The following is a 19,732-nucleotide window of genomic DNA, read 5'->3' as shown; positions in this document are numbered from 1 at the left end:
GCCGATTCTATGACTCAACTCGAAAATGGGTTGTTTTTACGCATTTACTTGACAATAATGCAATTTTGGCCAAAGTCCAGTATTTACCCCTGTCTTGAAAATGAGCGCTTTTTCGATAGGTGAACATCATCCCTGCGAAAGCGGCATCGATTCCTGGACTCCCGCGTTCCTACCTCACGGTACGCCTAGCTCACGCACCGCTTGCTAGCGTGCTGGCGGCGTCCGCGAGGATGACAGCGGGAGTGACGCGGCCAGGCGGCCTGTCTGAAAGACGCCTGAAAGGCCGGGGACGTGTTGGTGTCCACCGCATCCATATGTTCATCGTTGCTGATGTGCCACGATCATGTTGACTTGTCTACTTATTCCTTGTTAACTTGTTTACTTTTCCCTTGTCTACCTGTCTACCTGAACCCTCGATTCGCTCTTCTTGACAGAGATCGTCGTAGATGATACGATCTTGTCTTCACCCGTGAATTGCCTTTGCTACCTGAGTCTGTCCCGGCAGAAATCCCGTCGTCCGAAAGAAGCCAGAGACGGCGGCTGGAATTTGAGACACTGAAACATGCCGACCGAAGTTGCCTTGCTGCTTAGTGTCGTTGTCGTTTCCCTGATTTTCGATTTTCTCAATGGGTTTCACGACAGCGCCAACACAGTTGCGACCCTCATCGCATCGCGTGCGATGGCGCCTCGAGCTGCCCTGTCGATGGCGGCCCTCGCGCACCTGATTGGACCACTGCTCTTTGGCACCGCGGTCGCCAAGACTGTCGGCAGCGAGGTGGTAGATCCCAACTCCATCACAGTTACCGTTATCCTGGCTGCCCTGCTTAGCGCCATCATCTGGAACATCCTCACCTGGTACTTTGGTATCCCTTCCAGTTCCAGCCACGCCCTGATAGGAGGGATCGTTGGTGCTGTGCTGGTATTTTCGGGGCCGCAGGTCATCAACTGGGGAGCACTGGGCATCGCCTTCGACTTTTTCATCAACCTGCAATTCGGAAAGGCCATTGCGGCCTTGATTTTTGGACCGATCGAAGGCATGTGGAAGGTTATTCTCGCGCTGTTCCTTTCGCCTATCTTCGGCCTGGTATTGGGCGCACTGCTCATGCGATTCATGCTCTGGGCAGCCAGGGGCTCCTCACCAAGTGTCAACACCACATTCAAGCGTGGCCAGATTCCGACCTCGGCGGCACTGGCACTGGCCCATGGCACCAACGATGCCCAAAAGACGATGGGCATCATCACGATGGCCCTGGTAACCCTGGGGTTTCAGGAGGAATTCCATGTGCCGATGTGGGTAATGCTGGCCAGCGCCACGGCAATTTCTATTGGCACGGCATCGGGGGGTTGGCGGATCATCCACACGCTGGGCGGAAAGATCTTCCGCGTTCGCCCGATCCACGCATTAAATTCACAGATCGCATCAGCTGGCATCATCTTTGGCGCTTCAGCATTAGGTGGACCTGTTAGCACCACCCAGGTGGTGAGTTCCTCCATCGTGGGGGTGGGAGCTGCCGACAGAATGTCGAAGGTTCGCTGGAGAGTCACCAGGGATATTGCGCTGGCCTGGCTGGTGACCATCCCTGCTACCATCGTGCTCGCGGGATTGATATATCTTCCCCTAAGCGCGTGGATCGGTCCCTGAAGGAGTTTGGCATGGCACTTAAAAGAATTTTTCGCTCCAAAGATGATGTGTTCATAAAACTGTTGACAGAACAGACGGAAATCACTGTGGCCGGCTGGAAAGCGCTGGAAGACTATTTTGAGACCAGGCAAGAGAGCGCGGCCCAAAAGGTACGGGATTCTGAAAAACAGGCTGATGAACTCCGGCGAGTCCTGGTGGACGAGCTACAGAAAACCTTTATTACACCCATGGATCGGGAAGACATCTTCGACCTGTCGCTCGCCATCGACGATGTCATGGACTACGGATTCTCAACCCTGGAAGAAATCCGCATCCTGGAAATCGAGCCAGACCAATACCTGGCGCGCATGATCCAGTTAGTCCGGCGTTCATGCGAAGAGCTCAGCCTGGCCATGACCCGCCTTCAACGCAATCCCAACGTGGCTCAGGAACATGCGCTGCGGGCAAAAAAGCGGGAGAACCAGGTAGAAAAGGTCTATCGGGAAGCCATTGCCCAGCTTTTCGCCGAGTCGGTCGACCTCGATCATTTGCTTCGCACGCTGCGGCTACGAGAGGTGTACCGGCACGTGAGCAACGCCGCTGACCAGGGAAATATTGCAGCTGATCGCATCGGTACGATCGTCATGAAGATCACCTGAATTGACATCAGGTACACATGCCCGTATAATTCACTCACGCAGCGAGTACCTTCCCATTTTGCCAACACCCTGAACAAGAGGGCCTTTTTAGGCGATCAAAAACCCGGCCACTGATGAGTGTAGTAGACGAAATCAAAGAGCGGCTTGACATCGTTGATGTTATTTCCGCTTATGTTCCACTGCGCAAGGCTGGGCGTTCCTATAAGGCCCTTTGTCCTTTTCATCAGGAGAAAACGCCCTCCTTCGTGGTTTACCAGGACAGGGGATACTGGCACTGCTATGGCGCCTGCGGTGAGGGTGGCGACATCATCAGCTTCATCCAGAAGCGGGAGAATGTCGACTTCCGTGAGGCCCTGGAGATTCTGGCTGCCAAGGCCGGTATCAGTCTTGAGCCACCCAGTGAAGCCCAGTCTGAGCAAGCCCAGTATCTGGACAAGCTCAGGGAAATCAACCATGCAGCATCCGTCTATTTTCATAGCATGTTGCAGGGATCGGCCCAGGGACAGACCGCCAGGGACTATCTGACCAGGCGCGGGCTGGATGAAACAACCATCGAGCAGTTTTCGATTGGCTACGCGGCCGACAGCTGGGATGGCTTACTGAATCATCTCCGGGAAAGAAGCTATCAACTGGAAGATATTCTGGCTGCTGGACTGATCATCCAGAAAGATCATGACGATGGCCGCGTCAGTCATTACGATCGTTTCCGTGACCGGGTGATCATACCGATTCGGGACGTGGGAGGCCGGACGATTGGATTTGGCGCCCGCGCTCTGCAGGATGATCAAATCCCGAAGTATCTGAACACACCGCAAACACCGCTCTTTGACAAATCCAGCGTTCTATTTGGGCTTGACATGGCCCGAAGGGAGATCCGGGCACGCGGGCATGCGATCATCGTCGAAGGATACATGGATGTGTTGGCAGCTCATCAGTTTGGCGAGCCCAATCTGGTCGCCAGCATGGGCACTGCGTTGACAGAGCAGCAGCTCAAAAAGCTCAAGCGCTACACCAAAACCTTTATCCTTGCCCTCGACGCGGACACAGCCGGTCAGGCAGCCACGCTGCGAGGAATCAGTCAGGCCCGGGAAGCCCTTGATCGGGAATGGGTGCCCACGGTAACGGCTCGCGGTCTTTTGCGCCATGAGGCACGCCTGGCTGCCGAGCTGCGCATCATGACGCTGCCCGAGGGAAAAGATCCCGATGACGTCATTCGCTCCGATCCTGATCAGTGGCGCCGGCTGGTAGAAGAAGCTCAGCCGGTTGTCGATTATTTTATGGGGCTTGTGAAACGAGAGGTGGATCTAAAAACCGCTCGAGGAAAAACAGAGGCCGTCGACCGTTTGGCACCTCTGGTCAAGGAAGTCGCCAACGATATTCAGCGCACTCATTACATCCAGCAGTTGGCGCGACTGGTTCAGACAGATGAAAGAAGTATCCGCAGTGCCGTATTCCGACAGCGTAGTGTGCAACCACCACGCCCGACCTCACCACCCTTGCCGGGCACGTGGGAGGATGCGGAAGAGGAGGATTACCCCGCTGTCGCGGATGTCACGGAGCAGCAAATCCGTCCACAGAATGGCGACTCGGAGCTAAGGCCCTCTTCGGCAGTGCACTGTTTGGCCCATCTGGTAAAAGAGCCGAAACTGCTTCCACTGGTTCAGACGGAATTGTCGTCGCACAACACGGCACCTCTCGACGAGGAGGACTTTCCTCGCAGTGACCTACGCGCCATCTGTGCAGGATTGCTCTCATCTGCCATCCAGGAAAATGGTGAATGGCCCGGTGCTGACCCTGTTGTCGCGCAGCTGCTGGAACAGCTCGTGCAATATGGCAAAAAACAACCACCCTTACAGCGTCAACAACTGGTGGACGACATCGTTAATACGGTGATCCAGCTCAGAATTGACGCCCTGTTGGATCGCACTCGTGAACTTCCGGTGCTTTGTCGGGAGGCCCGCGACCAGGGTCAAAGCGAAGAGGCCCGGGCGATTCAACAGATTTTGAATGACGCTGGCGGTCAACTACGAGTTTTGCAGCAAACGAGATTTGCCCGTACCCATACGGGCCGCAGACAGACCAATCCCAAGTTGTAACCTCAAACCTGTCCGGTCATCGGGAAACATGAAAAGGCCCACGTTGGACGCAAACTCGATCGGATGTTTTTGACGGGCATAAGTATGGCAAATAACGAACAAGAGAGCAGGGACCCCCAAGAGAATCAGCAGCAGCCGGAAGTGCTGCCTGACGACGACCTTGACGACCTCGATGAAACGGAGAGGACCGTCGCCGTGCGCATCCTTCCCGATGGTACCGTCATCGAGGCCGATGACAAGGACGAATCAGATGACGCACCTGAGGCACCCCTGCCAGCCATCGAGCGAGACGAAGCCTTTGAACAGGAAGTCGAGGCTGAGGTAAGCAAGCCCGTGGAGGTGGTCATCCAGGAGCTGGCTGATCCGGTGATCACCAGTGATCCCGTGCGAATGTATCTGCGCGAGATCGGGCAAACGCCCTTGCTGACAGCTGAAGAAGAGGTCAAATACGCCGATTTGATGCAGAAGGGGAATGCGGCGGAAGAAGAGCTGGAAGCGAACCCAGACCTCGAGCCTGAGGACAGAGCCAAGCTGGATCAAATCGCCATCCGGGGCGTCAGCGCCAGAAACCGCCTGATTAACTCCAATCTTCGTCTGGTAGTTAGCGTAGCCAAACGCTATATTGGGCGTGGCATGAGCTTCTCCGACTTGATCTCGGAAGGCAACATTGGCCTGATTCGCGCGGTGCAAAAATTTGATCATCTGCTCGGTTTCAAGTTTAGCACCTATGCTACCTGGTGGATCCGGCAGGCAATCAGCCGGGCCATCGCCGATCAGGCCCGCACCATACGCATTCCAGTTCATATGGTGGAAAGCATCAACCGGCAGGTGCGCGTGCAGCGGCGACTTGTCCAGGAATTGGGGCGGGATCCTATGCCGGAAGAGATCGCTCTCGAGATGGATTTTTTATTGCCTGAGGACAAGAGAGCCATCGAAGAGGCGCTCAAACACGATATCCCTCTCGATCCAGAACTGCACCGAAAGTGGCAGCGGGCCGCCAAAAAGGTGCAGCGCATCCACCGGGTCTCCCAGGAACCCATGTCCCTGGATATGCCTGTCGGCCGGGAAGAGAACAGCTATCTCGGCGATTTCATCGAGGACGAGAATCTGCCCGGTCCGGCAGACGCCGCCAGCCACCAGTTGCTGCGGGAACAGATGCAGGACATCCTGGATCAACTCAGCCAGCGCGAACGCGAGGTGCTGGAAATGCGTTTTGGTCTGGTCGACGGCACCAGCAACACGCTGGAGGAAGTTGGACAATATTTCGGCGTTACCCGCGAGCGCATTCGCCAGATCGAAGCCAAGGCATTGCGCAAGTTACGCCACCCCATTCGTTCCCGCAAGCTGCGGGACTATCTGGTCTAAGCGTCTATCGCGTCAACATCGACAATTAACAAGATTCTTGACAACCTTCCTGATCAAGGTATAATGCAAGCTTGCAAATTAAAGCATTCCTGCGTAGCTCAATTGGCAGAGCAACCGGCTGTTAACCGGTTGGTTCCTGGTTCGAGTCCAGGCGCAGGAGCCAGGTAACGAGCGGCCTTGGTCCGCTCGTTTTTTTTGCCGTTCAAGCCTTCAAACCCGAGTTGACTGGGTAACATTTCCGGCGCTAAAGTGATTCCTGATAGAGACCAGGAGTTTGCCAGCATCATCGCCGCTCGTGTGGCCACCTTCAAACCCCTGGTTTCAAAGTGGTATCACTTTTGCATCGCCAGAGGAGGTCCAGGCATGGAAGGTTCTTCATCACGAATTCCATGGCTATCAAAGCGAGACAGAGTGCTTTCTTTTGCGGGCCTTGCCATTGGTATCCTTTACCTGATTGCGCAATTCACCGGTGTCCGCTGGCTGAGCATGATCTGCAAGCCCATCCCGGTTCTGTTGATGGCCTACTGGGTAAGCACCCTGCCCGGGAAGGGTCGATATCAACTGGCCGTCGCGGTTGGCCTTTTGTTCTCCGCAGCCGGTGACATCCTTTTGAATCTTCCTCCGGAATTCTTTGTCCTGGGCCTGGCAGCTTTCCTCCTGGCTCACGTTGCCTATACCGTGGCATTTTCCGGGGATAGCCGTCAGATCTTCCCGGCACGGGCCCTTGGCGCCTATCTGTTTGGCGCAACTATGTTCGCCCTGTTGTACTTCGCCGGTGATCTGGGCGAGATGACCATTCCAGTGCTGGCCTATGTGTTCGTGATCTCCACCATGTTATGGCGCGCTGCCTGCCGGGTAGGCGCACCTGGAGTCTCCGAGTTTTCGGCAAAAGCTGGCATGATCGGCGCCCTGTTGTTCACGCTCAGCGATGCAGTTCTTGCCCTGAACATGTTCCTCACCCCCATTCCCCTTGCGACTCTGATCATCATGAGTATGTACTGGTCGGGGCAGCTTGGCATTACACTTTCCGCCAGGCGCTGACAGAAGCGCCTGCGGGAGCGTACCTAATTCCACGCCCCGATCGTTGCAGCATCCCTTCCAATCCAACTCGGTTGACAGTCTTTTGTCGCTGTTGTAAACTGTGTTCAGCCCACACACCGCCATCGACGTCAACAGCATCATGTTCAAGCGATGCCTGGAGGATCGCTTCGCCTTCTGGCATCACCCACCGAGGGGCTGTGACCCCACAACATTTTTCACAAGGAGAAGAGCACGATGAGCAAGAAGTTCACTCTGTTGTTGGTGATTATTCTGGCAAGCCTGCTGGTGGCGGCCTGCCAACCTGCCGGGGTGGCCGAGGTCGTTCAGGAAGCCGCAGCCACTATCGAGGTCGCACAGGAAGGTGAGGAAGCCGTCGAAGCCGAGCAGGAAGGTGCCGGCGGCGCCACACTCGCGATCGAACACTTTAGTATCATCGAGGGCACAACATGGTCAGGCGCCCACGATCGCGCAGGGAAGCGCATTGCCGAGAAGTACCCCAATGTGGACTATGTCTACCGGGAGGAAGTTGGTCCCGACCTGGCAGTTCCCTATGCCGAGGAGCTCGTTGCCGATGGCGCCAGTATCGTCGTTGGAAACGCGGAATTTATGGGGCTGCCTCTCCAGAACATTGCCGAAAAGTACCCGGATGTCTATTTTGCCTCCATCATTGCCAGCGATCTGACAACGAAGCAGAACTTCATAAGACTGTTCCCTCGACAATACCAGGCGCTTTACCTGGAAGGCCTCATCGCGGCGGCGCTGACCGAGACGGGCAACGTCGGCATCGTCTCGGCGTTCCCATCTGGCCAGGTCGGCCGGCGGCAAAATGGCTTTTTCCTGGGCATACGAGATGGTGCAGCGTTGCTTGACAAGGACGTCACGGTGTACGTAAAGTATGTTGGCGACTGGTATCTGCCCGCGGAAGAGCGGGATATTGCCAGTACGTTGATCAACCAGTACGAGGTCGACGTTCTGACCCAGCAAACGGACTCCGGCTCACCCCTGGATGTGGCTCAGGAAGAGGGCATCTGGTTCATCGGCAAGGATATGGACATTGTGGGCCATTATGGCTGGTCGGACACCGACACGGTAGCCGTGTCCTTCGATACCCGCTGGGAGGTCCTCTACGAAAAAATCGTCAAGGATTGGTTGGCCGGCGAGAAGAATCCGGAAACGGTCCTTTATCTGGGCATGGATAGCACCATGACACTTGCCGATGGTACCGAGGTTGCAACCGTCGACATCATGAACGACAACAAGATCGGTGTTGATGCTATCAGCCCGGCAGCACTCCCGTCGATCCCGGATGAGATCGTAGAACTCGTCAAACAAAGACGAGAGCAGATGCTGAAAGGCGAGTGGGATCCATTCGAGGATCACGACTTCGTGAGCAACGGCACCGGCTTTGAGCTGGAGAACCTGCCGGTTCCGGCGGCAGGGACCGTGGTTAAGCCCGCCGGCGAGATGCCGAGCGATGAATGGCTGCTGGCAGAGTTCAACTTCGATCTTGAAGGCATGCAGATACTCGAGTAAGCCAGTGCAGTCCCCTATTGATGACTAACAGATTCGAGTAACCAAGAGCTATGAGGCTCCCATTCTTGAAGGGAAAACTCCCGAGGAAGGAAGCCTCATAGCTGTTTTTTAAGGGAACGACCATTGCAGCAAGGACTCCTGGCAGGCATACAACGGGGCGATACAGTCCTGGAGACAAAGGGAATCACAAAACGATTCCCGGGGGTCGTCGCCAACGACACTATCGATTTCAAGATGAAGGCGGGCGAGATCCACGCTATTCTGGGGGAGAATGGCGCCGGAAAAAGCACGTTGATGAACATCCTTTTCGGGCTCTTACAGCCCGACGAGGGTGAGATATTAGTCGGTGGCCAGCGGGTGAATTTCAAGTCACCGCTGGACGCCATCGATCTGGGCATAGGCATGGTTCATCAAGATCGCATGCTGGTGTCCGCACACACGGTAATAGAGAATATCATCCTTGGGCACCCAAGAGCAGGGAGAATCCCGGACCTGAGGCAGGCCGGCAATGAGATCACGGTACTTTGCGCCAGGTATGGATTCAGTGTCGATTTGGGGGCCAGAGTCTGGCAGCTTTCTGAAGGGGAAAAACAGGTGGTGGAAATCCTCAAGGCCCTCTATCGCGGGGCCAGGGTCCTCATCCTGGACGAGCCGACCTCGGCCCTGGCGCCTCCCGAAACGGAGAAACTGCTGGAATCGATCGAAACCATGGCCCAGGATGAACTCGCCATCGTGCCATTCATTACCCACAAACTGCCCATCGTGCTGGCCATAAGCGACAGGGTGACTGTGCTCAGAGGCGGTAGGGTTACCGCACGCCTCGATACAGCCCATGTCACCATGGAGATGCTGGCAGAGGAAATGGTCGGCAGAGAGGTCATCTTCAGGCTGGAAAGGCCGGAAGTGGAGGCGGGAAATCCCATTCTGCAGGTTGAAAACCTCTCAGCCCTTAGCGACAAGGGCGTTACAGCGGTGAAGGATATTTCGTTTACGGTGCGTGAGGGAGAAATCTTCGGCATCGCCGGTGTCTCCGGTAACGGGCAACACGAGCTGGCAGAAGTCCTTGCCGGGCTGCGCAAGGCGGAGAAGGGAAGAGTCATTCTCGAAGAGAAAGAGATTACCCGGTCCTCCAGCCTGGAAAGGTGGCAGTTGGGCCTGGGATACATTCCCTCCGAACGAGTCGACGTGGGGTCGATCGGTGATTTCTCTCTGGTCGAAAACGTCACCATGAACTACCACTTCGATCACCAATACAGCCGGCAGGGAATCATCGATTACAGGGACGTACGGCAACTCACAGAAGCACTGATCGACGAGTACAACGTGGCGACCCCGAGCTCGGAGACCAAGGCCAAAAACCTCTCCGGCGGCAATCTGCAAAAGCTCATCCTGGCCCGGGTGCTCTCACGCCAACCGCGACTTGTGATCGCCAATCTGCCTACCCAGGGACTGGATGTGGGAGCAACGGAGTTCGTTCGAAACAAGCTGATGGACGCCAAAAAAGAAAAGGCGGGCATTCTGTTGATCTCCGAGGATCTTGACGAGGTCCTCGCGCTGAGCGATTGGGTGGCACCGATGTACGAAGGAGAGTTTATGGGCATCATTCCGGGTGAGCAGGCCAGGAGGGAAACCATTGGCGCCATGATGGCCGGTTTACAGCTAGAGGATTCAGGGTCATGAGGGTGGGCAGCTATGAGCTGAAGCTGAAAAGGCGCCTGACCTTGACCGGTTGGCAGGCCGCGCTGATTTCGCTCCTGGCAATAGTCGTTGCCCTGGCCTTGTTTGGCGTCATCTTCCTCCTGGCAGGAATCAACCCATTTCTCGCCTACAAGGAGATTTTCTCCTACGCCTTCGCAAACCCCTATGGCCTGCCATTGACGATCAACCGCTTCATTTTCCTGCTGCTGTGCACCTTTGCATTCATCATTCCCTTCAGGGCCGGGCTATGGAATATCGGCATGACGGGGCAGCTTTACTTCGGTGCGTTGGGCGCCTTCGCCGTAGTATTTGCCTTTGGCGGCAGGGCGTCGCGGTCTGCAGATCTGCCCCTTGTCCTGCTCATTCCACTGATGTTACTGGCAGCGGCCCTTGGCGGCGCGGGAATCGCCTCCATCGCCGGCTACCTGAAGGGCAAGTACAATATCAACGAGATCGTTGTGACCATGATCCTGAACTTCATCGCGTTCTGGCTGGTTGCCTTCATGATCAAAGAAGGGGGTCCCTTCATGAATCCCGGTGGCAGAGGGGAAAGCTTCGAGCTGCCCACCTCTGTATATGCACCGCTGATCATGGGCGTTCCTATCACACTGTTCCTGGCCCTTGGACTGGCCGTGCTGCTCTATCTCATGTTCGCCAAAACCAGGATCGGGTATCAGATCAGGGCCTACGGCAAGAGCCCCGCTGCGGCCAAATATGCGGGAATCAGTACCTTCCGGATCCCGGTCCTGGTATTCGTCATGGGAGGCGCCATCGCAGGCTGGGCTGGCTATCACTATTTTGCCGCTGTCCCCGGCGTCTACAAGATTCCCAGGAACTACGGGTTTTTCGGTGATCTGGCCTTCTACGGGATCATCTGTGGCCTGATTTCCCAGGGCAATCCGTTGGCGGCGATTCCGGTCGCGTTGCTCTTTAGCGGGCTGTCGATCGGGACGCGATTCGCACAGGGCAAACTGCATATCGGCTTTGGCGTGGATTATGCTCTGCTGGGTGTGTTGATGATCACGCTCGTTGCCTTTCAGTTCTTTTACCGTTACAAGATCGTGGGAACAAAAATCGAGGAGGAGACAATCGATGTGGGAGTTTCTCGCTAGAAGTCTGGAAGCCTCAACAATCTTCACCTTTGCCGCTCTTGGCGAGCTCATTGGTCAGCGTTCGGGGATACTGAACGTCGGCATCGAAGGAGTGATGCTGTTTGGCGCCACCCTGGGCTTTATCGCTGCCCAATCCACCGAGAGTTACCTGATCGGCTTCCTGGTGGGCATTGCCATCGGCGGCTTGCTCGGTCTTCTGCACGGATTCTTTTCCATCACCCTGGGAGGTGATCAGGTTGTCAGTGGCATGGGCATCTGGATCCTTGGTTTTGGCCTTACCACCTACATCGGCAATCCCTACACCGGACCCCTGGGCCTGGAGCGCATCCCCACCATTTTCGGTATTTCCCCCTTCTTTTATCTCAGCATTGTGCTTGTGTTCATTACCTGGTTCGTACTTTCCAGGACCAGCCTGGGCCTGACGATCAGATCGGTGGGAGAGAATCCAGCGGTCGCCGAAGTTTCGGGGGTAAACGTTGCCAGAACGCGCTATCTCTGCGTGATCGCCGGCGGCATGCTTATGGGTCTGGCAGGGGCGATCTACTCGCTGGACTACAATCCAGTCTGGAACTACAACTTCCTGATGGGATGGGGATTCATTGCGCTGGCCCTGGTCTTTTTCTCCATGTGGAATCCCTGGTTATTGCTCGGTGGTTCCTTGCTGTTCGGCACCTTGTGGCAACTCTCCCTTAACCCGCAGCTGGTGCTACCTGGCCTGTTGTCAAGGTATATCTGGCGCACCATTCCTTTCGCCATCACCCTGGCCGTTCTGCTGATCATGTCGACCAGGTGGTTCAGGACAAAGTGGGGCGCAGCCAAACCGGAAGCCCTGGGCGAGCCTTATATCAAGGATTAAGGCGGTGTTTCCGCACTATCGGCCTGTTTCCGTTCCTTTGCGGCCAAACCTGGCGTTTTTTCCTTTGACCCAGCCAACGAAGGGTTCGTTGTCGCACACCAATGTCAGTTCAAGCATTGCCCTACATCCTACTGTTGAGTTTTTTCTTTGGTACTGCCCTCATTTCCTCACGGATCGGTGTGGGACAGTTCCATCCCGTCACCTACATCGGCCTTCGTACCCTCCTGGCCAGCCTGGGCTACGGCGCCGTCTTTATTTTCAGCAGCCGGCGAAGAAAGTGGCCTTCTGAACCCCGGATATGGCGCCACTCGGCCGTGCTGGGACTCTTTGGAACGGCCATCCCGATGGTCTTTTTTGTCACTGCCTTGCAATACCTGTCGGCTGGTGTGGCCGCTATCCTGATCACCGTTGGCCCGGCCGTCACGGTCATCTTCGCCCATTTCTTTTTGACCGATGAAAACCTCTCGCTGCGCAAAGGAATCGGCGTGATTCTGGCCCTGGCAGGAACGTTACTCATCGCGATACGGGGTGAAAACGGCCTACCAAATGTCACCGACACCAACCCTCTTGGCTATATCCTCATCATCCTGGCCCTGATCATGGGAAGCGGCATGAATGTCTACTCTCGAAAGCATATGCGTCATTACGACTCCTTCGAGGTAGCAAGTATCCGCACGCTGGTGGCCATGTTGGTCGTGATGTCGGTGACAGTTTTGTTTGTGGGGATCGATCTGAAGCCAGTCACCAGCCAGGGATACATGGCCCTCCTCTACGGCGCATTGGCGGCCAACTTCCTCGGCATGTTCCTGGCCTTCCACAATGTCAAACACTTTGGCGCTACCGCCGCTGCCATGTCCGACTATCTGGTCCCGGTGGTAGCTGTCGCCGGCGGGGTGCTGATCCTGGGCGAACAACTGACCGCCGGCATGTTGGTTGGCATGGCCTTCGTCGTGGCTGGAATCGCGCTCATCAATCGGCGCGGGCGCCCAGCGAATGTCCATTCCGTGAGAACAACCATGAAATGAGCAAAATCCTTGTTGCACTAACCCCTGACCATCTTTCGGACCAGCATCTGGCTGAAATCATGCAGAAGGAGAAGAACCATGGATGCCCTGAAAGCCATTCGCAAACGCAGAAGCGTGCGCGACTATACCGGTGATCCCATCCCTCGGGAGGACCTGGAAACCATCATCGACGCAGGTCGCCTGGCTCCCACAGGATACAACCGTCAGCCCTGGGATTTTATCGTCGTAACCGACCGGGAGATGATCGATAGGCTCAAGATAGCTGCCAAATGGATGGACAAGGCGGGCGCGATCATCGCGCTGGTGCTGGACCCCACCGCCCGCTACTGGCTGGAAGATGGGTCCGCTGCCATAGAAAATATGCTGATCGCCAGCACCGCTTTGGGTTATGGCTCCTGTTGGCTGGAGGGTTATACCCTGCCGCGAGAAGAGGAATTCAAACAACTACTCGGTGTACCAGACGAAAAACGCCTGCTCACACTGGTGCCCCTTGGGGTTCCTGTTGTCTGGCCGACTCAGGAGAAAAAAGCGCTGGAAGAGGTTATCCATTGGGAGAGATACGGGAGCAAATGGGAGGCCCGCGATGCAGATACAAACTGAATTGACCCCCCGGAAACTCACGGCAAAAATAGCGGCATTTTCCGACCTGGCAGCGCCCAAGATCCTGACCCTGCATAACACCTGGAATGCGGACCAGGGATCCCCGGTGTATACTGTGGAAGGACGGTATACATCGCGTAGCTGGACCGACTGGACCTCTGGCTTTTTTATCGGCCTGGCTATTCTGCAATTCGACCTGACCGGGGATGAGCAGTTCCTGAGCATAGGCCGCGAGAAAACGATCCGGCTCATGGCTCCCCACGTGTCTCACCTGGGTGTACATGACCATGGGTTCAACAATGTCTCCACCTACGGAAACCTGAGACGCCTGATGCTGGCGGGCCGGATTCCCTACAACTCGTACGAGCTGCATTTCTACGAGCTTGCGCTGAAGCTTTCCGGTGCCGTGCAGGCTGCCCGTTATTCCGTCACCAACACAGGCACAGGGTACATTTACTCCTTCAACGGCCCCCACTCCCTGTTTTCCGATACGATTCGTTCAATGCGCTCATTGGCTCTGGCCTATTCCCTGGGTCATGTGTCGATGGGCGAGGGAGAAAAGCAGATCAATCTACTGGGCCGGGCTCTGGAACATGCCGAGACCACAGCACGCTTCAACGTCTACTTCGGAGAAGGACGGGATGCCTATGACATCCCCGGCCGGGTGGTCCACGAGTCCATCTTCAACACCAACGACGGCCAATACCGCTGTCCAAGCAGCCAGCAGGGCTACTCGCCATTTACGACATGGACGCGGGGAGCCGCCTGGGTCATCCTGGGATTCGCTGAACAGCTTGAGTTCCTGAAGAATCTTGAGCAGCACGAGCTAGAGAGCCATGGCGGGTGGCCAGAGCTGGAAGCGAACTTCCTGCGAGTTCTGCGAGCCACCGCTGATTGCTATATCGACGGGTACTCGTGCAAAGATGGCATGCCCTTTTGGGACACGGGTGCCCCCAATCTTGGTCAACTTGGCGACTATCGCCATTTCAACTCAGATCCCTACAATCCTTTCGAGCCAATCGATAGTTCCGCCGCGGCCATCGCCGCCCAGGGCTTCGTCCGTCTTGGCAATTATTTGCTGAACAGGGGAGAGGTGGAGGCCGGTCGCAGGTATCTGGGCGCCGGGTTGACCATCGCCGATACCATTTTCACCCCTCCCTATCTGTCGTCCAGCCCGGATCACCAGGGACTGCTGTTGCACTCCGTGTATCATCGTCCCAACGGCTGGGATCATGTGCCGGATGGGCGCCAGATACCCTGCGGGGAGTCCTCGATGTGGGGCGACTATCATGCCATGGAGTTGGCCCTGCTGATCAAACGAATGGCAGAAGGAGCCTATCTTGTGTTTTGGGGATGATAGCAGGAGGGGCGTGAATCTCTTGCTCACCTTGCCTCTTTTTTGCAAAACGGCTATTGACAGAAGTGGTTTTTTTCGTTATACTGTAAAGAGGTTGGACGTCCAATCTTTAATATAGAAGGGATAGCGCAGCAAAGCAGGGGAAGCGCGCACGCTCTGGCCTGTGTTGCGTTACCCCGTCTGCCACAACAGGTAAGCGTGGCGTACAACGTAAGGCGCTGTTCCCAGAGTCCGGTGAGTATGACCATAAACCCCAGCACGCGCTTGAATCAAGCAAAAGCGCATTTGCTCAATTACATTTCTCAGAACCAGCTCGAACGCAACGATCAACTGCCTTCAGAAGCTACGATAGCAAAAACCCTGGGAGTCAGCCGGAATACCTTGCGGGAAGCCTATATTTCGCTGGAAAATGAAGGCATTATTGTGCGGCGGCACGGCATTGGCACCTTTGTGGCCCATTCCCCCATCATCCGGGATTCTCTCAACGAGTTTTCGCCCTTTGCCCAAATCATCCAAGATGGTGGTTACACGCCTGACTTCCAAACCCTGTCCATGGGCCACGAATACGCGCCAACAGATGTTTACGATGTTTTTGAAGTACCCTGCTCTGAAAAATTACGCTGTATTAAACGTATTGTTCGAGCCAATCAACAACCCGTGATTTACGTGGATGATTATATGGCTCCAGCAGTTGAAGCAGCCGCCCTGGACTGGAACGCCTTCGATGGCAACATGGTTCGATTTTTAGCCGACTCACTTGACACCCCACTGCATCAAATTCAATCTTGCATTCGCGCTGCAGCCCTTAGTTCCGAAATTTCGCAATATCTGGAATTGGCAGAAGGGTCACCGATCCTCAGCGTTCGGTCCACCATTTTTACGGTTGATAACCAACCTGTCACCTACAGTAAGATCTGTTTCAATTCAAATATTGTGGAGTTGAATATTGTGCGGATCGTCCGCGCAACATAAACGTATTTCTCAAGAGGAGAATGGATTATGCGTACCCCCAAAATGTACCTTGTAGTAACGGCGATCCTGCTGATTGGCTTGCTGGCTGCATGCAGCCCACCAGTCCCTGCAGCGCCGGCGGAACAAGCTGCTCCCGCTGAAGAAGCAGCCCCCGCCGAGGAAGCCGCGCCTGCCGCAGAAGATGCTCCTGCCGAAGAGCCTGCTATGGAGCCGGTCACCTTTCAGGTGTTCTACCCCGTGGCCGTAGATGCCCCCATCGCCGCCATATTGAATGGCTACATCGAGGATTTCCAGGCTGAATATTCCTACATCACCGTTGAGCCGGTCTTCTCCGGCGGCTACGGCGATGTCCAGACTGCCATCCAGACCACCATTGACGGAGGCGGCGAACCACCCGCTTTGGCCGTGATGCTGGCAACCGCACTATATGACCTGATCAACGCTGACTATATTGCCCCGCTGGATGGCTATGTCGCGGCTGTGGAAAATGGCGATGCCTATGTGGCCGATTTCCTGCCCGCGTTCCTGGCCAACTCTACCTACGATGACCAACTCTGGAGCATCCCCTTCCAGCGCAGCGCCGTGGTGATGTACTACAATGCCGACATGTTTGCTGAGGCCGGGTTGGAACCGCCCACAAGCTGGCAGAGTTGGGCCGAGGCTGCGGAAGCGCTCACCGCTCAAGAGGGCGACGCCACCAACTGGGGCCTGCAATACCCCTCTGGCTGGCCCTACTGGCTCTTCCAGCCGCTGGCAATCGGCGCCGGGCAAAACATCCTGAATGATGACTGCACCGTGGTCTTCGATGACCCTGCGGTGATCGAGGCCGTCCAGTTCTACATTGATCTCTCTGCGGAATACGGCGCTATGCCTGCCGGCGTTCAGGCCAGTTGGCCCACCGTTACCACCGATTTCGCCAGTGGTTTGACGGCCATGATCGCCCACTCCTCCGGCAGCCTGCGCGGCATTCTCGAACAGGCTGACTTCGAGGTCGGCGTGATGCCCCATCCTGGAAAGGAAGAAGGTTCCTATGCCAGCGTGCCGGGTGGCGGTAACTTCTACATCCTGAAAGGCGCTGCCCAGGAACAACAGGATGCTGCCTGGAAGTTCGTGGAATTCCTCAGCCGCCCTGAGTACGTGGCCGATTACAGCATCAACACCGGCTACATCGCCAGTCGCGCCAGCGCTTACGACACCGAAGCGATGCAGGCCTATGTTGCTGAAGTGCCCCAAGCGCTGGCCACACGCGACGCTCTGAAGCATGCCGGCGCAGAATTATCGACCCAAAACCTCGGGCAGGTACGTAATATCTTCCATGACTACCTGCAAAGAGCGTATAATGGTGAAATGACTGCTGCCGAGGCAATGGCTGCCGCACAGGCCGAAGCCGAAGCTGCCCTGGCAGATTTCTGCCCCTAAGTGGTACTAACCGCTAAATGATCTACAAGGGGGTGACCATGCACTACAATGGTCACCCCCTTTATTTGTAAGGAGCCTGCCTTGAGCGCACGAGCCACGCGAAAACAATTCGAGCCCTTTCCCTATGTGCTGATTTTGCCGACAGCAGCATTTGTGGCCCTGTTCACCGCCTGGCCAGTGCTTCTTTCGTTTTATCAGAGTTTTTTCCGCCAACGCATGAATATCGCCCGCTATCGCGAGCCCACCTTCATCGGGCTGGGCAACTACATCGACTTGTTCACCGACCCCTACTTTATTCAGGTCATCCGCAACACACTCTTTTACATCATCGGTACAGTACCGGTCAGCATTATTCTGGGATTTTTGTTCGCCCTGTTGGTCAACCGCAAAATGCGCGGCATCGGCCTGTTCCGCCTGGCATTTTTTCATCCGATGGTGCTGCCAATGGTCAGCGCGGCAACCATCTGGCTGTTTTTCTTCACCCCTGATTACGGCCTGTTCAACACCGCGCTGCGTTTCCTGGGGTACAGCGGCCCGGAGAACTGGACCGGCAACCCCAACCTGGCCCTGTTGTCCGTTATTATCGTGGCCATCTGGAAAAACTCGGGCTTTTATATGATCTTCTATTTAGCCGGTCTGCAAAACCTGCCGACGGACGTCTTCGAGGCCGCTGCGCTGGATGGCGCCAACGGCTGGCAAACCCTGTGGCGGATCACCTTCCCCTTGCTGCGCCGCACCACACTTTTCATTACCACTATCGCATTCATTGATGCCTTCCGCACGGTGGATCATATTTTTGTACTGACCGGTGGCGGTCCAAGCCGATCCAGCACCGTGCTGCTCTTCGAGCTATGGCAGCAACGCTTTGAATATCAGAATATTGGTTCATCTGCTGCCATCACCGTGATCTTTGTAATCGTACTGCTGGCTTTCACGGTGACCAATTTCATCGTTTCGGAGCGCAAAGAGGCCTGAAATGACCTCAACGATTTCAAACTCCCGCCGATCCCTACGACGTCTCGCACATTGGATCACCAATCTGCTGGCAGTCCTTCTGGCCCTTCTGTGGTCTGTGCCGATTGTTTGGGCTTTGATTGCCTCCTTTCGTCCAGCCAGCGACGCCATGAGTCGCGGCGATGTCTGGTTTAGCAGCAGTATCACGGCAGAAAATTACCTGCGCGCCTGGTCACTGGCACCCTTTGGGCAATATTACATCAACACCATCATTGTCGTGCTTATGATTCTGGCCGTGCAGATGGTCACCGTCGTTCTGGCCGGTTTTGCCTTTGCCCATTATCAGTTTCCCGGCAAACGCTGGGTGTTCCTCTTTGTCCTTCTGCAAATGATGATCCCCACGTCTGCCCTTCTGGCGCCCAATTTCGCCACGATCCGCTGGATGGGCCTTTTCGATACCCGGCTGGCGATTGCCATCCCCTATTTTGGTTCTGCCTTTGGAACATTCCTGATGCGGCAGGCCTTTTTGGATGTACCGCGCGACCTGGTGGATGCGGGCATCATCGACGGCTGTTCGTGGTGGCAACTGATTCTGAATGTGTACCTGCCTCCGTCGATTCCGGCGCTGGTTGCTTTCGGACTCTCCTCAGCCATCTGGCACTGGAACGAATTCCTCTGGCCGCTGATCATCACCAACAGCGACAAGAGCCGCCCGCTGACCGCCGGGCTGGTGCGCTTCACCCAACTCGGTGAAATCGGGGCTCAATGGTCACTGCTCACCGCGGCAACCCTGATCGTGATCGGCCCACTTTTTATCATTTTCCTGATCTTCCAGCGGCGGTTCATCCAAAGTTTTTTGCATTCAGGATTGAAATAGGCGCAAAATTGTTGCCGATGCCCCTGGCATGGTCTTATGTCGAGAAGGTATCTCTCCCAGGAGGCTGTTGCACTCAGGTTGATCGCACCGGCATAGTTGGTTTATAATTAGGGTAGTGGCCTGTTCTGCAAGTCACCTTTTGTCCATCTACGCCGAGTTGTTCCAATCATCGGCCTGACCGCAGACTGGAGGTATTCCATGTGTTGTCTTTTTACCGTACTCGTCTTCCTCGGCCCCCGGGCCGGCATTCTCGTCTGGTGGTTGCTCGACCAGACCCGTTGGCAACACGCCTTCGATAGCTTCATCTGGTCGTTCCTGGGTTTCATCTTCGTGCCCTGGACCACCCTCATGTACGTTCTGGTCTTCCCTGGCGGAATCAACGGCTTCGACTGGCTGTGGCTGGGCCTGGGTCTGCTGGCCGACATCAGCTGGTGGGTCGGCGCCGCTGGCCGGAGGCGCGTGCCCGGCTATACCGGCGAGTACTAGGCCGGCCGGACCTGCGCCAGAGAGTGATACGCTGGCGAGCAATGGAATAACTTGCCCGGAG

17 protein-coding genes and 1 tRNA gene are annotated in these 19,732 nt (G+C 55.8%); all 18 read left to right on the top strand.

Annotated elements, in window-relative coordinates:
* Positions 1-562: 562 nt before the first annotated feature.
* The 18 genes from U9R25_12245 to U9R25_12160 all read left to right on the top strand — a co-directional run bounded on the left by U9R25_12245 (position 563) and on the right by U9R25_12160 (position 19,671).
* A complete protein-coding gene (locus U9R25_12245) occupies positions 563-1,642 on the top strand; it encodes an inorganic phosphate transporter (GenBank protein MEA3336675.1) in 1,080 nt (359 codons plus the stop codon).
* A gap of 11 nt (positions 1,643-1,653) precedes the next feature.
* Complete coding sequence (locus U9R25_12240) at positions 1,654-2,280, top strand: DUF47 family protein (protein MEA3336674.1); 627 nt, start codon at positions 1,654-1,656, stop codon at positions 2,278-2,280.
* 113 nt (positions 2,281-2,393) lie between these two features.
* Positions 2,394-4,376 carry a DNA primase gene (gene dnaG / locus U9R25_12235; protein MEA3336673.1) on the top strand — a complete coding sequence of 661 codons (1,983 nt, stop codon included), beginning with the start codon at positions 2,394-2,396 and terminating at the stop codon, positions 4,374-4,376.
* An 84-nt stretch (positions 4,377-4,460) separates the two neighbouring features.
* Positions 4,461-5,741, top strand: a complete 1,281-nt coding sequence (rpoD, locus tag U9R25_12230; protein MEA3336672.1) for an RNA polymerase sigma factor RpoD — start codon at positions 4,461-4,463, stop codon at positions 5,739-5,741.
* An 87-nt stretch (positions 5,742-5,828) separates the two neighbouring features.
* Positions 5,829-5,904: transfer RNA gene (locus U9R25_12225), tRNA-Asn, on the top strand.
* Positions 5,905-6,104: 200 nt separating this feature from the next.
* Entirely contained in the window at positions 6,105-6,782 is a 678-nt protein-coding gene (locus tag U9R25_12220; GenBank protein ID MEA3336671.1) for a lysoplasmalogenase, read from the top strand.
* Positions 6,783-7,016: 234 nt separating this feature from the next.
* Positions 7,017-8,315 (top strand): BMP family ABC transporter substrate-binding protein, encoded by a 1,299-nt coding sequence (locus U9R25_12215; protein MEA3336670.1) that lies wholly within the window; start codon positions 7,017-7,019, stop codon positions 8,313-8,315.
* 123 nt (positions 8,316-8,438) lie between these two features.
* Positions 8,439-9,995 carry an ABC transporter ATP-binding protein gene (locus tag U9R25_12210; GenBank protein ID MEA3336669.1) on the top strand — a complete coding sequence of 519 codons (1,557 nt, stop codon included), beginning with the start codon at positions 8,439-8,441 and terminating at the stop codon, positions 9,993-9,995.
* The gene (locus U9R25_12205; GenBank protein MEA3336668.1) at positions 9,992-11,125 is read left to right on the top strand and encodes an ABC transporter permease; all 1,134 of its coding nucleotides are present in this window, start codon (positions 9,992-9,994) and stop codon (positions 11,123-11,125) included. The genes U9R25_12210 and U9R25_12205 overlap by 4 nt, the downstream gene beginning before the upstream one ends.
* Positions 11,106-11,981 (top strand): ABC transporter permease, encoded by an 876-nt coding sequence (locus U9R25_12200; GenBank protein MEA3336667.1) that lies wholly within the window; start codon positions 11,106-11,108, stop codon positions 11,979-11,981. Before U9R25_12205 ends, U9R25_12200 begins: the two co-directional genes overlap by 20 nt.
* A 101-nt stretch (positions 11,982-12,082) precedes the next feature.
* On the top strand, positions 12,083-13,006 hold the full coding sequence (locus U9R25_12195) for a DMT family transporter (GenBank protein ID MEA3336666.1): 924 nt from the start codon (positions 12,083-12,085) through the stop codon (positions 13,004-13,006).
* A 78-nt stretch (positions 13,007-13,084) separates the two neighbouring features.
* Complete coding sequence (locus tag U9R25_12190) at positions 13,085-13,606, top strand: nitroreductase family protein (protein ID MEA3336665.1); 522 nt, start codon at positions 13,085-13,087, stop codon at positions 13,604-13,606.
* On the top strand, positions 13,590-14,963 hold the full coding sequence (locus tag U9R25_12185; GenBank protein ID MEA3336664.1) for a glycosyl hydrolase: 1,374 nt from the start codon (positions 13,590-13,592) through the stop codon (positions 14,961-14,963). Before U9R25_12190 ends, U9R25_12185 begins: the two co-directional genes overlap by 17 nt.
* Before the next feature lie 240 nt (positions 14,964-15,203).
* Positions 15,204-15,935, top strand: coding sequence for a GntR family transcriptional regulator (locus U9R25_12180; GenBank protein MEA3336663.1), 732 nt, complete (start codon positions 15,204-15,206; stop codon positions 15,933-15,935).
* Between the two features lie 27 nt (positions 15,936-15,962).
* Positions 15,963-17,354 carry an ABC transporter substrate-binding protein gene (locus tag U9R25_12175; protein MEA3336662.1) on the top strand — a complete coding sequence of 464 codons (1,392 nt, stop codon included), beginning with the start codon at positions 15,963-15,965 and terminating at the stop codon, positions 17,352-17,354.
* 81 nt (positions 17,355-17,435) lie between these two features.
* On the top strand, positions 17,436-18,329 hold the full coding sequence (locus U9R25_12170) for a sugar ABC transporter permease (protein ID MEA3336661.1): 894 nt from the start codon (positions 17,436-17,438) through the stop codon (positions 18,327-18,329).
* Position 18,330: 1 nt separating this feature from the next.
* Complete coding sequence (locus U9R25_12165; GenBank protein ID MEA3336660.1) at positions 18,331-19,185, top strand: carbohydrate ABC transporter permease; 855 nt, start codon at positions 18,331-18,333, stop codon at positions 19,183-19,185.
* A gap of 198 nt (positions 19,186-19,383) precedes the next feature.
* On the top strand, positions 19,384-19,671 hold the full coding sequence (locus U9R25_12160; GenBank protein MEA3336659.1) for a hypothetical protein: 288 nt from the start codon (positions 19,384-19,386) through the stop codon (positions 19,669-19,671).
* Positions 19,672-19,732: the final 61 nt, after the last annotated feature.

This window comes from Chloroflexota bacterium, assembly GCA_034717495.1.
Lineage (GTDB): Bacteria > Chloroflexota > Anaerolineae > JAAEKA01 > JAAEKA01 > JAYELL01.
Note: the sequence above shows the minus strand (reverse complement) of the source record. Positions and strands in the feature narration are given on the sequence as shown.

Excerpts from the sequence above, each read along its gene's own strand:
- U9R25_12245 (MEA3336675.1), top strand. The coding sequence starts at position 563 with ATGCCGACCGAAGTTGCCTTGCTGCTTAGTGTCGTTGTCGTTTCCCTG.
- U9R25_12240 (MEA3336674.1), top strand. The coding sequence starts at position 1,654 with ATGGCACTTAAAAGAATTTTTCGCTCCAAAGATGATGTGTTCATAAAA.
- dnaG (MEA3336673.1), top strand. The coding sequence starts at position 2,394 with ATGAGTGTAGTAGACGAAATCAAAGAGCGGCTTGACATCGTTGATGTT.
- rpoD (MEA3336672.1), top strand. The coding sequence starts at position 4,461 with ATGGCAAATAACGAACAAGAGAGCAGGGACCCCCAAGAGAATCAGCAG.
- U9R25_12220 (MEA3336671.1), top strand. The coding sequence starts at position 6,105 with ATGGAAGGTTCTTCATCACGAATTCCATGGCTATCAAAGCGAGACAGA.
- U9R25_12215 (MEA3336670.1), top strand. The coding sequence starts at position 7,017 with ATGAGCAAGAAGTTCACTCTGTTGTTGGTGATTATTCTGGCAAGCCTG.
- U9R25_12205 (MEA3336668.1), top strand. The coding sequence starts at position 9,992 with ATGAGGGTGGGCAGCTATGAGCTGAAGCTGAAAAGGCGCCTGACCTTG.
- U9R25_12200 (MEA3336667.1), top strand. The coding sequence starts at position 11,106 with ATGTGGGAGTTTCTCGCTAGAAGTCTGGAAGCCTCAACAATCTTCACC.
- U9R25_12195 (MEA3336666.1), top strand. The coding sequence starts at position 12,083 with ATGTCAGTTCAAGCATTGCCCTACATCCTACTGTTGAGTTTTTTCTTT.
- U9R25_12190 (MEA3336665.1), top strand. The coding sequence starts at position 13,085 with ATGGATGCCCTGAAAGCCATTCGCAAACGCAGAAGCGTGCGCGACTAT.
- U9R25_12185 (MEA3336664.1), top strand. The coding sequence starts at position 13,590 with ATGCAGATACAAACTGAATTGACCCCCCGGAAACTCACGGCAAAAATA.
- U9R25_12180 (MEA3336663.1), top strand. The coding sequence starts at position 15,204 with ATGACCATAAACCCCAGCACGCGCTTGAATCAAGCAAAAGCGCATTTG.
- U9R25_12175 (MEA3336662.1), top strand. The coding sequence starts at position 15,963 with ATGCGTACCCCCAAAATGTACCTTGTAGTAACGGCGATCCTGCTGATT.
- U9R25_12165 (MEA3336660.1), top strand. The coding sequence starts at position 18,331 with ATGACCTCAACGATTTCAAACTCCCGCCGATCCCTACGACGTCTCGCA.
- U9R25_12160 (MEA3336659.1), top strand. The coding sequence starts at position 19,384 with ATGTGTTGTCTTTTTACCGTACTCGTCTTCCTCGGCCCCCGGGCCGGC.